Annotated in this window: 10 protein-coding genes; 8 read left to right on the top strand and 2 right to left on the bottom strand. The window is 70.6% G+C overall.

The features are described 5' to 3' along the window. Positions 1 to 117: 117 nt before the first annotated feature. From L0P92_RS22530 to L0P92_RS22505, 6 genes are all read left to right on the top strand, one after another. Entirely contained in the window at positions 118 to 927 is an 810-nt protein-coding gene (locus L0P92_RS22530) for a ComEA family DNA-binding protein (protein WP_234764630.1), read from the top strand. Then, complete coding sequence (locus L0P92_RS22525; protein ID WP_234764628.1) at positions 924 to 3,452, top strand: ComEC/Rec2 family competence protein; 2,529 nt, start codon at positions 924 to 926, stop codon at positions 3,450 to 3,452. Before L0P92_RS22530 ends, L0P92_RS22525 begins: the two co-directional genes overlap by 4 nt. Before the next feature lie 4 nt (positions 3,453 to 3,456). After that, positions 3,457 to 4,296 carry an arylamine N-acetyltransferase family protein gene (locus tag L0P92_RS22520; RefSeq protein ID WP_234764627.1) on the top strand — a complete coding sequence of 280 codons (840 nt, stop codon included), beginning with the start codon at positions 3,457 to 3,459 and terminating at the stop codon, positions 4,294 to 4,296. A gap of 81 nt (positions 4,297 to 4,377) precedes the next feature. Continuing rightward, on the top strand, positions 4,378 to 4,623 hold the full coding sequence (locus L0P92_RS22515; protein ID WP_234764626.1) for a hypothetical protein: 246 nt from the start codon (positions 4,378 to 4,380) through the stop codon (positions 4,621 to 4,623). Positions 4,624 to 4,804: 181 nt separating this feature from the next. Continuing rightward, positions 4,805 to 5,794, top strand: coding sequence for a DNA polymerase III subunit delta (holA, locus tag L0P92_RS22510; RefSeq protein WP_234764625.1), 990 nt, complete (start codon positions 4,805 to 4,807; stop codon positions 5,792 to 5,794). 66 nt (positions 5,795 to 5,860) lie between these two features. Further along, positions 5,861 to 6,259, top strand: a complete 399-nt coding sequence (locus L0P92_RS22505; protein ID WP_234764624.1) for a nuclear transport factor 2 family protein — start codon at positions 5,861 to 5,863, stop codon at positions 6,257 to 6,259. 184 nt (positions 6,260 to 6,443) lie between these two features. Here the strand turns inward: L0P92_RS22505 and rpsT are convergent, their stop codons facing one another. Continuing rightward, positions 6,444 to 6,710, bottom strand: a complete 267-nt coding sequence (gene rpsT / locus L0P92_RS22500) for a 30S ribosomal protein S20 (RefSeq protein WP_234764623.1) — start codon at positions 6,708 to 6,710, stop codon at positions 6,444 to 6,446. A gap of 221 nt (positions 6,711 to 6,931) precedes the next feature. On the opposite strand from rpsT, the gene lepA reads away from it, so the two are divergent. Both lepA and L0P92_RS22490 read left to right on the top strand, forming a co-directional pair. Beyond that, positions 6,932 to 8,800, top strand: coding sequence for a translation elongation factor 4 (gene lepA / locus L0P92_RS22495; protein ID WP_234764622.1), 1,869 nt, complete (start codon positions 6,932 to 6,934; stop codon positions 8,798 to 8,800). A 284-nt stretch (positions 8,801 to 9,084) separates the two neighbouring features. Next, on the top strand, positions 9,085 to 10,959 hold the full coding sequence (locus tag L0P92_RS22490) for an AMP-dependent synthetase/ligase (RefSeq protein ID WP_234764621.1): 1,875 nt from the start codon (positions 9,085 to 9,087) through the stop codon (positions 10,957 to 10,959). Between the two features lie 91 nt (positions 10,960 to 11,050). Here L0P92_RS22490 and L0P92_RS22485 read toward each other — a convergent pair whose 3' ends face one another. Next, positions 11,051 to 11,617, bottom strand: a complete 567-nt coding sequence (locus L0P92_RS22485; RefSeq protein WP_234764620.1) for a response regulator — start codon at positions 11,615 to 11,617, stop codon at positions 11,051 to 11,053. Between the last annotated feature and the right edge of the window lie 9 nt (positions 11,618 to 11,626).

Here is an 11,626-nt window from a genome sequence, read left to right as displayed (position 1 = left end):
CGGGAGCCGACTGGGCGCCTCCCACCCCCGTCAGGAAGGACCGACGGACCTCCGACTCGTGCCTCCGGCGCTGGCGGTGGCGGGGCTGCGGCCGCGGCGTCGGCTTCGGAGGAGGACCTGAGCGGGGCGCAGCGTACCCAGGCGGCTGTGGGCGGGCGCCCGGAGATGGCGGAAGCGGGCGCCGGGGCGTGGCGGTCGCGGGCCGGGTCGGCTTTGCGGGAGCGGATGCCGGTGTGGTTGCAGGCGAGGTGTGGGCTGGAGCGGCGGAGCGTGGTCGCGCTCACCGTGGTGCTCGTCCTCGCCGCGGGGTTCGCCGTGCAGCACTTCTGGGCCGGCCGGGCGCAGTCCGTACGGGCGCCCGAGGTGGTGCGGGCGGCCGCCTCGTACGGCGGAGAACAGCAGGGTGGGGAAGCTGGGGCGGGTACGTCGGCGGGCGGTGCGGTGGGTGCGTCGGGTACTTCGGGGACTGTGGGTACGGCCGCGCCCGAGATCGTCGTGGACGTCAGCGGCAAGGTGCGTGAACCCGGTATCCACCGCCTGCCCGCGGGCTCGCGGGTCGCCGACGCCCTGCGTGTGGCCGGTGGAGTGCGTCCCGGCACGAACACCGACAGCCTCAACCGGGCCCGCTTCCTGGTGGACGGCGAGCAGGTGATCGTCGGCGCTCCGGCCGCCGTGCCCGGGGCGGCTGCCGGCACGGGCGCGGGCACTTCGGGAGTCGCCGGGGCGGCACCCACAGCGCCGGTCTCCCTCAACACGGCCACATCGGACCAGCTCGACACCCTCCCGGGCGTCGGCCCGGTGCTGGCCCAGCACATCATCGACTACCGGACCCAGCACGGCGGTTTCCGCTCGGTGGACGAGTTGCGCGAGGTCAACGGCATCGGCGACCGCCGGTTCGCCGATCTACGGAATCTCGTACGGCCATGAGGCACGACGTCCGTACACCCGACCGCGCTGCCGTTCACGCCGCGTCCGGGAGCCGACTGGGCGCCTCCCACCCCCGTCAGGAAGGACCGACGGACCTCCGACTCGTGCCTCCGGCGCTGGCGGCCTGGGCGACGGCGGCACTGATGCTGGACGCACCACCGGAGTGGGCGGTCGGTGCGGCGGTCGTGGGCGTGGTCGCGGCGGGAGTACTGCTGCTGGTGCGGCGAAGTCAGCGCCCGGCGCTTCCGCGCACCAGCTGGCCGCGCATCTCGGTCGCCGCATTGTTGCTCTGCGTCGCCGCTGCGGCCGCCTCCGCAGGGCTGCACGGGGCCGACCTGCGGCGTGGGCCGGTGCCGGGGCTGGCGCGGGAGTACGCCGCCGTGACCGCCGAGGTCGAGCTCACCTCCGATCCCCGGCTGACCCGGCCCCGGGTCAAGGGGAATCACATGGCGCCGACCTCCGTGCTGATCAACGCCGATGTACGACGGCTGGAGGAGGCGGACGGCACGGCAGTGGTCACCCGGGCGCCGGTACTCATGATCATCAGCTCGGGGTGGGGGCCGAGGTCCGCCGACGGCCGGTCTTCGCCCTGGCTGGGTCTGTTGCCCTCCACGCGCCTGCGGGTGAGCGCGACGCTCGCGCCCTCGCTGACGGACGGGGAGCGTGTGGCGGCCGTGCTGCGGGTGCGGGACCCGGGGGTGCCGGAGGTCGTGGAGGAGCCGTCGGCGGCGCAGCGGCTGGCGGGGCGGCTGCGGGCCGGACTGCGGGAGGCGACCGACGGGTTGCCGACGGATGCGCGGGCCCTGCTGCCGGGTCTGGTCGTGGGGGACACCTCGCGGATCACCCCGGAGCTGGACGAGGCGTTCAAGGAGACCGACCTCGCGCACACCCTCGCTGTCTCCGGCAGCAACCTCACCATCATCCTCGCCCTGCTCATCGGCCCGCCCGGTATGGCCCAACTGGCGGAGCGCCGTGGTCTCGCGCCCCGCCTCGGCTTCTCCCTGCGGACGACCGCGCTGCTCGGCGGAGCGCTCACCCTCGCCTTCGTCGTCGTGTGCCGGCCGGACCCGAGCGTGCTACGGGCGGCGGCCTGCGGGGCGGTCGTGCTGCTCGCCCTGGCGACGGGACGCCGCAGATCGCTGATCCCGGCGCTGGCGACGGCCGTACTGCTGCTGGTGCTGTACGACCCGTGGCTGGCCCGCAGTTACGGCTTTCTGCTCTCCGTCCTGGCCACGGGCGCTCTGCTCACCCTCGCGCCCCGGTGGAGCGCGGCGCTGCGACGGCGCCGGGTGCCGCCGCGGTTGGCCGAGGCGCTGGCGGCCGCCGCTGCCGCGCAGGCCTTGTGCGCGCCGGTCGTCGCGGTGCTGTCGGCGCGGGTGAGCCTGGTGGCGGTGCCGTGCAATCTGCTCGCGGAGTTCGCCATCGCACCGGCCACGGTGCTGGGCTTCGCGGCGTTGGCGACAGCACCGTTCGCGATGCCGTTGGCCAAGGCGCTGGCGTGGTGCGCGAGTTGGCCGACCGGGTGGATCGCGGACGTCGCCCGGACGGGTGCCGCGCTGCCCGGGGCGGGTGTGGACTGGCCCGGCAGCTGGGCCGGGGCGGCGTTGCTCGCCGTCGCCACGGCGGTCCTCCTGTTCGCCGGGCGACGGCTGCTGGGGCACCCCTGGTGGTGCGGTGCCTGCGGGGTGCTGCTCCTGCTGGTGGTGGTGCAGCCGTCGCCGCTGACCAGGGTGGTCACGGGCTGGCCGCCGCCCGGGTGGCGGTTCGCGATGTGCGATGTGGGGCAGGGCGACGCGACGGTGCTCGCGGCGGGCGAGGGCACGGGTGTGGTCGTGGACGCCGGTCCCGATCCGACGTCGATCGACCGCTGCCTGCGCGCCCTCGGCATCACGAGGATCCCGCTCGTCGTCCTGACCCACTTCCACGCCGACCATGTGGCGGGCCTGCCCGGTGTCCTGCGCGGGCGGGCGGTGGGCGCGATCGAGACGACGGGGCACGAAGAGCCGGTGGACCAGGTGGAGTTCGTACGCAGGGAGGCGGCGGCTCGGGGCGTCCCCGTGACGCGGGCCGCCGCCGGGGAGGAGCGGCGCACCGGGGAGCTGAGCTGGCAGGTCGTCTGGCCGCCGGCACGCTCGTCGCCCACGGCCATGACCCCGGACGGGCCGAACGACGCGAGCGTCACCCTGCTCGTGCGGTCGGCCGGGCTGCGGCTGCTGCTGCTCGGTGATCTCGAACCCCCGGCCCAGCGGGCACTGTTGAGATCGCCGGCGGGGGTGCTGCTGGGCGGTGTGGATGTGCTCAAGGTCGCCCATCACGGCTCGGCGTACCAGGATCCGGAGCTCATACGCAGGGCGGCGCCGCGGCTGGCGTTGATCAGCTGCGGTGCGGACAACCCGTACGGGCACCCGGCTCCCAGTACCGTCGCGGCGCTGCGGGCGCAGGGCGCGGTGGTGCTGCGGACGGACGAGGACGGGGCGCTGGCGGTCGCGGGTACGGGCGCGCGGCTGCGGGTGGCGGGAGACTGAGGGCATGGATTCCGTTGAGGTTGATGCCTATCTTCGGCGCCTGGGGGTCGAGCACCCGGCGTGGCCGACCGTGGACGTGCTGCGTGAGCTGCATCTGCGTCATCTGCAGACCGTGCCGTTCGAGAACCTGTCGGTGCACCGGGGCGAGGAGATCGTCCTGGAGGAGAAGCGGCTGCTGGACAAGGTGGTGGGGGCGAGACGGGGTGGTTTCTGCTACGAACTGAATGGAGCGTTCGGGGCGTTGCTCGGCGCGCTGGGCTTCGACGTGACGTTGCTGGCGGCGCGGGTGCACGGGCCGGAGGGGAAGCTCGGGATCCCCTACGACCACATGGCGCTGAAGGTGCGGACGGTGGACGGCGGCACCTGGCTTGCGGATGTCGGCTTCGGGGCGCACAGCCACCATCCGCTGGCGTTCGAGGCGCGGGGCGAGCAGAAGGATCCGGCGGGCGTGTTCCGGATCGTCGAGGCCGGTCCGGACGCGGCCGGGGTGCGCGGCGGGCACGACGCGGCGGAGGCGGCGGACCTGGACGTCGTCATGGAAGGCAGAACGGAATACCGGCTGGAGCGGCGGCCGCGGGTGCTCGGCGACTTCGTGGCCGGGGCGTGGTGGCACAGCACCTCACCGGCCTCGCACTTCACCCAGTCGCTGGTGTGCTCGCGGGTGACGGAGGAAGGAGGGCGGATCACGCTCAGCGGCCGCACGTTCAAGGCGACGGCGGCCGACGGGACACGGGAGGAGTGGGAGCTGGGCACGGACGAGGAGGTGCTGGGGGTGTACCGGGAGCGGTTCGGGATCGAGCTGGACCGGGTGCCGACGGTGCGGGAGCCCGGCCGGGAGGGCTGATGCGGCAGCGGGCACCCGGGGCTGGGCGAGTGCGCGACCCCGATAGCCGTCCGGCGCTCCTCGGTGCCCGAGAATTGCCCCGTGAGCGATGTGAGACATGTGCTGGTGCTGCCCGATCGTGACGCCGCGGAGGAGGTCGCCGAGGCGCTCGGGGAGCGGTTCGGGGTCGACGAGGAGCCCCGGCTGGTGCGGGACGCGCTGGCGGGGGAGGACGACGCCGAGGACGCGCAGTGGTTGGTACTGCTGCGGGACGAGGCCGAGCGGCTCGACGCCGGGGAGCTGAACGAGTTCGTAGCGGACTGGGACGGCTGGCGGGAGGAGCCGTAGCCTGGCTGGCGGCTGGCGGCTGGCGGCTGGCGGCTGGCGGCTGGCGGCTGGCGGCTGGCGGCTGACGGCTGACGGCTGACGGCTGGGCATCCCGCGAGGCACACGGCGACTGTGACCCACGCCCCCGGCACGGCCTTCCCGTCGGCGTCGGCTGTCAGTGCCCCGTGACATGCTTGGCGCGATGGCCAGGAAGAGTGCGAACGACGATCCCCTCGCCCCTGTGACCCTTGCCGTGGGTCAGGAGGAGCTGCTGCTCGACCGTGCCGTGCGGGAGGTGGTGGTTGCCGCACGGGCCGCCGACGCGGACACGGATGTGCGGGAGCTGACCTCGGACCAGTTGCAGCCGGGCACGCTGGCGGAGTTGACCAGTCCCTCGCTGTTCGCGGAGCGCAAGGTCGTGGTCGTGCGGGGTGCGCAGGATCTGTCGGCCGACACGATCAAGGACGTGACGGCGTATCTGGGGGCACCGGCCGAGGAGATCACCCTCGTGCTGGTGCACGCCGGTGGGGTCAAGGGCAAGAAGCTGCTCGACGCCGCCCGCAAGGCGGGCGCGAGGGAGGTTGCGTGCCCGAAGATGACCAAGCCCGCGGACCGGCTGGCGTTCGTGCGGAGCGAGTTCCGGGCGACCGGGAGGTCCGCGACGCCGGAGGCCTGTCAGGCGCTGGTCGATGCCATCGGCAGCGATCTGCGGGAGCTGGCGTCCGCGGTGAGTCAGCTGGTCGCCGATGTCGAGGGGACCGTCGACGAGGCCGTGGTCGGGCGGTACTACACGGGCCGGGCCGAGGCGTCGAGCTTCACCGTGGCCGACCGGGCGGTCGAGGGGCGGGCCGCGGAGGCGCTGGAGGCGCTGCGCTGGTCGCTGTCGACCGGTGTGGCGCCCGTGCTGATCACCAGCGCGCTCGCCCAGGGCGTCCGGGCCATCGGGAAGCTGTCCTCAGCCCGGGGCGGCCGCCCCGCCGACCTGGCGCGCGAGCTCGGCATGCCGCCCTGGAAGATCGACCGTGTGCGGCAGCAGATGCGCGGCTGGACGCCCGACGGGGTGGCGCTGGCGCTGCGGGCGGTCGCCGAGGCGGACGCCGGGGTGAAGGGCGGCGGCGACGACCCCGAGTACGCCCTGGAGAAGGCGGTCGTGACGATCGCGCGGGCGGCCCGTTCCAGAGGGCGGAGCTAGGGGCGGGAGAGGAGAATCGGGCGTATCAGCCGTACATCGCCGGAATGGGGAAAGGTGGCGACCACCATGGCTGAACACCCGCACGCCGCTCTCGTCCGCAAGGGCTACGAAGCCTTCCAGCGCGGAGACATGGACACCCTGCGCGGCATGATGACCGGGGACTGCACGCATCACGTACCCGGCTCGCACCCGCTCTCGGGGGACTTCAAGGGGATCGACTCGATCCTCGACGGGTACTACGGCCGGCTCTACTCGGAGACGGGCGGGTCGTTCCAGGTCGAGCTGCGCAACATATTCGTGGACGGCCGTGGGCACGCCATCACCGTGCACCGCTTCACCGCCGACCGGGGCGACAAGCACATCGACGAGAACGGGGGCATCGTCTTCCGGATCGTCGGCGACAAGATCACCGATCTCGACGAGTGCCTCGAGGACATCGACAAGTCCAACGACTTCTGGACCTGACGCGAGCACGCCGAAGGCCCCGGCACCCGCCCTGGGGAAGGGCGGGGTGCCGGGGTCTTCGGTTCAAGATGCTGAGCCCGTACCCGCGTGGCGAACGCAGGCCGCGTACAGGCTCGGGGTGCCGGACGGGAGCGGATGAGAGAGGGCCCGCTCGATTCCCTCCGGCGGTCAGATCACAAAGGTGTCAGCCCTGGATGGACGCGACCTTCGAAGCAAGCGCCGACTTCTTGTTGGCGGCCTGGTTCTTGTGGATGACGCCCTTCGAGACGGCCTTGTCGAGCGCACGCGACGCGGCGCGCTGGTACTCGGTGGCCTTCTCGACGTCACCCGCGGCAGCGGCCTCACGGGCCTTGCGGATCGCGGTCTTCAGGGAGGACTTGACGGCCTTGTTGCGCAGCCGAGCCTTCTCGTTGGTCTTGATCCGCTTGATCTGGGACTTGATGTTCGCCACGAATGAGCCTTTTCAGGTTCTGGTACGAGGCCGCACGCGACCCGTACCGGTGATTTTCTTGGGGTGTGCCTCGCGCTGAGAGGGCATGAGACACAGCCACCCAGGCTACCAGTGGCCCGGAGAATGGCCCAAACCAGCTCCAGGTCGCCGCCCGTGGGACCATGGAACCTACGTATCGATCCGACCCGAGGCATAAGGCGCCTCAAGAGACAGGACCCTGCGTGCCCGCGACCCCTAACAATGTGCCCGAGCCGAGCCGTACCGACCCGGCTCTGATCCGCAATTTCTGCATCATCGCGCACATCGACCACGGCAAGTCCACGCTCGCCGACCGGATGCTCCAGCTGACCGGTGTGGTCGAGCAGCGGCAGATGCGTGCTCAGTACCTCGACCGGATGGACATCGAGCGCGAGCGCGGCATCACGATCAAGTCCCAGGCGGTGCGGCTGCCGTGGGCTCCCACCCACGAACCCGGCAACACGCACATCCTCAACATGATCGACACCCCGGGGCACGTCGACTTCACCTACGAGGTCTCGCGGTCGCTGGCCGCCTGCGAGGGGACCATCCTCCTCGTCGACGCCGCCCAGGGCATCGAGGCCCAGACCCTCGCCAACCTCTACCTGGCGATGGAGAACGACCTCACGATCATCCCCGTGCTGAACAAGATCGACCTGCCGGCCGCGCAGCCCGAGAAGTTCGCCGAGGAGCTCGCCAACCTGGTCGGCTGCGACCCGAGCGACGTGCTGCGGGTCTCCGCCAAGACGGGTGTCGGTGTCGACGCCCTGCTCGACCGGGTGGTCAAGGAGGTCCCCGCGCCGGTCGGCGTCAAGGACGCCCCCGCCCGCGCGATGATCTTCGACTCCGTCTACGACTCCTACCGGGGCGTGGTCACCTACGTCCGTGTCATCGACGGCCAGCTCAACAAGCGCGAGCGCATCAGGATGATGTCGACGGGCGCCACCCACGAGCTGCTGGAGATCGGCACCAACTCGCCCGAGATGCTGGGCGCCGACGGCCTCGGCGTCGGTGAGGTGGGCTACCTCATCACCGGTGTGAAGGACGTCCGCCAGTCCAAGGTCGGTGACACCGTCACCAGCCAGCAGAAGGGCGCCACGGAGGCTCTCGGCGGGTACAAGGACCCGAAGCCGATGGTCTTCTCCGGCCTGTATCCGCTGGACGGCTCCGACTACCCCGAACTGCGCGAGGCCCTGGACAAGCTCCAGCTCAACGACGCCGCGCTGGTCTACGAGCCGGAGACCTCCGCCGCGCTCGGCTTCGGCTTCCGCGTCGGCTTCCTCGGCCTGCTGCACCTCGACGTGATCCGTGAGCGGCTGGAGCGCGAGTTCGGGCTCGACCTGATCGCGACCGCGCCCAACGTGGTCTACCGGGTCGTGATGGAGGACGGCAGCGAGCACACCGTCACCAACCCGAGCGAGTTCCCCGAGGGCAAGATCAACGACGTGTACGAGCCCGTCGTACGCGCCACGATCCTCGCGCCGACCGAGTTCATCGGCTCGATCATGGAGCTGTGCCAGACCCGGCGCGGCACCCTGCTCGGCATGGACTACCTCTCCGAGGACCGCGTCGAGATCCGCTACACGCTGCCGCTCGCGGAGATCGTCTTCGACTTCTTCGACCAGCTGAAGTCCAAGACGCGGGGTTACGCCTCGCTCGACTACGAGCCCACCGGCGAGCAGACCTCCAGCCTGGTCAAGGTCGACATCCTGCTGCACGGCGACAAGGTCGACGCCTTCTCGGCGATCACCCACAAGGACGCGGCGTACGCCTACGGTGTGCGGCTCGTCGCCAAGCTGCGCGAGCTCATCCCGCGGCAGGCCTTCGAGGTGCCCATCCAGGCCGCCATCGGCTCCCGGGTGATCGCCCGCGAGACCATCCGCGCCATCCGCAAGGACGTCCTCGCCAAGTGCTACGGCGGCGACATCTCCCGTAAGCGCAAGCTGCTGGAGAAGCAGAAGGAAGGCAAGAAGCGGATGAAGATGGTGGGTTCCGTGGAGGTTCCGCAGGAGGCCTTCATCGCGGTGCTCTCCAGCGATGACAGCGCGGGGTCGGGCAAGGGCAAGAAGTAACCGCTGGTAACAGGCGGTGACCCGGCAAACCGGTGCAACAGGGGCTCGTCGTACGCAAGTGCGGCGGGCCTCTGCACGTACGGGCTCGTAAAAGGGGTGACTCTCTGGTGGAAGTGACAAGCCGCGGACCCTTACGCGTCGGCCGGTCGACCTTTACTCTGATCCCTGCTCGATAGTTACTCGCGAGTTAAACAACGGCACGCGAGTGAAGACCGCCGTAATGAGCCGGCCGCACCAGCCGGCTGTTGAGCCAGCCGCACAGTCGCGGGCCCCCGGAGGATGTCGTGAGCGACACACAGACACTGATCGAGAACCGTCCGCCGAGCGTGGCGACCCTCTTCCTGGAGCGTGTGGCGGCCACACCGGACGCCGAGGCATACCGCCATCCAGTGGCCCCCGCCTCGGGTGAGGGCCCGGACGACTGGAAGTCGCTGAGCTGGGCGCAGTCCGCCCAGCGGGTCTACGCCATCGCGGCCGGACTCATCGAGCTGGGCGTCCAGCCCGAGCAGCGCGTCGCCCTCGCCTCCTCGACTCGTATCGAGTGGATACTGGCCGACCTCGGCATCATGTGCGCCGGCGCGGCCACCACCACGGTCTATCCGCAGACCAACGCCGAGGAGTCGGCGTTCATCCTCTCCGACTCCGAGAGCCGGGTGCTGATCGCCGAGGACGCGGCGCAGCTGGCCAAGGCGGTCGAGAAGCGCGCGGAGCTGCCGAACCTCACCCATGTCGTCGTGATCGACCCGGCCGGCGTCGAGACCGCCGACTGGATCCTCACCCTGGACGAGCTGGAGAAGCGCGGCGCGGCCCGGCTGGAGAAGGACCCGGAGCTGATCAAGCAGCGGGTCGGCGCGATCACCAAGGACCAGCTGGCCACCCTGATCTACACCTCCGGCACCACCGGCCGCCCCAAGGGCGTACGGCTGCCGCACGACAACTGGGCGTACATGGCGAAGGCCATCGCCGCGACCGGTCTGGTCGGCCCGGAGGACGTGCAGTACCTGTGGCTGCCGCTCGCGCACGTCTTCGGCAAGGTGCTGACCAGTGGGCAGATCGAGGTCGGCCACGTCACAGCCGTCGACGGCCGCGTCGACAAGATCATCGAGAATCTGCCGGTCGTGCAGCCGACGTACATGGCGGCCGTCCCGCGCATCTTCGAGAAGGTCTACAACGGAGTCGCCGCCAAGGCCCGTGCGGGCGGCGGCGCCAAGTACAAGATCTTCCAGTGGGCCGCCGAGGTCTCCCGCGAGTACGCCAAGGTCACCCAGGACAACTTCCGGCGCACCGGCACCCACTCCGCGCCCTTCGGGCTCGCCGCCAAGCACAAGGTCGCCGACACGCTGGTGTACGCCAAGATCCGCGAGGCCTTCGGCGGCAACCTGCGCGCGTGCGTGTCGGGCAGCGCCGCGCTCGCGCCGGAGATCGGCTACTTCTTCGCCGGTGCCGGCATCCACATCCTGGAGGGCTACGGGCTCACGGAGTCCTCGGCCGCGTCCTTCGTCAACCCCGGCGAGGCCTACCGCACCGGCACGGTCGGCAAGCCGCTGCCCGGCACGGAGGTGCGTATCGCGGACGACGGGGAGATCCTGCTGCGCGGCCCCGGCATCATGGAGGGCTACCACGGGCTGCCCGACAAGACCGCCGAGGTGCTGGAGTCGGACGGCTGGTTCCACACCGGTGACATCGGTGAGCTCTCGCCCGACGGATACCTGCGCATCACCGACCGCAAGAAGGACCTGATCAAAACGTCGGGCGGCAAGTACATCGCGCCGGCCGAGGTCGAGGGGCAGTTCAAGGCGGTGTGCCCGTACGTCTCCAACATCCTGGTGCACGGGGCCGACCGGAACTTCTGTACGGCGCTCATCGCGCTGGACGAGGTCGCGATCGTCGCCTGGGCCGAGGAGAACGGGCTCGCCGGGAAGTCGTACGCGGACATCGTGGCGGCGCCGCAGACGGTCGAGATGGTCGACGGGTACGTGAAGAAGCTCAACGAGGGGCTTCAGAAGTGGCAGACCATCAAGAAGTTCCGGTTGCTGCCTCGGGATCTTGATGTGGAGCACGGGGAGATCACGCCGAGTCTGAAGTTGAAGCGGCCGGTTGTGGAGCGGGAGTACAAGGGGCTTATTGAGGAGATGTACGCCGGTACGCGCGAGGCGTAGCGCCGTAGGGGAGGGGTGGCGGGGACTGCTGGCGGCTGCGGGTAGTACGTGGTTGCTCGCGCAGTTCCCCGCGCCCCTTGGGTTGGTCGGCTCACCCTTTGCCGATAAGTCGACGTATCTCGTGGACCCTTGCGCGGAGGTCCGTCATGTCCGGGGGGACGTCATCGGAGAGTCGCTCCTCAAGGGATGCCACCTGCGCACTCAGCTCCTTGCTGTGGACGTGCTCGCGGCTCAGCAGGTGCTCCAACTGCCTGTTCTTGCGGTACAGGTCCAGGAAGACCGTCACCTTGGCGCGTAACACCCAGGGATCGAACGGCTTGGTCAGGTAGTCCGCGGCGCCGGTCGCGTAGCCGCGGAAGGCGTAGGCCGGCTCGTCCTCCGCGCCGGTCAGGAAGATGATCGGGACGTCCTTGGTCTGGTCGAGCCGTTTGATGTTGGTGGCGGTCTCGAAGCCGTCCATGCCGGGCATGCGGACATCGAGCAGGACCAGGGCGAAGCGTTGCCGCAGCAGCGCCTTCATCGCCTCCTCGCCCGAACGCGCGCGGACGAGCGGTTCGTTGAGGGACCCCAGGACGGCCTCCAGCGCGATCAGGTTGTCCTCCATGTCGTCGACCAGGAGGATGCCGGCACGCTCGTCGGTCGTTGCCTCAGCGCTCATGATGAAGTG

Source organism: Streptomyces muensis, assembly GCF_021474425.1.
GTDB lineage: Bacteria > Actinomycetota > Actinomycetes > Streptomycetales > Streptomycetaceae > Streptomyces > Streptomyces muensis.
Note: the sequence above shows the minus strand (reverse complement) of the source record. Positions and strands in the feature narration are given on the sequence as shown.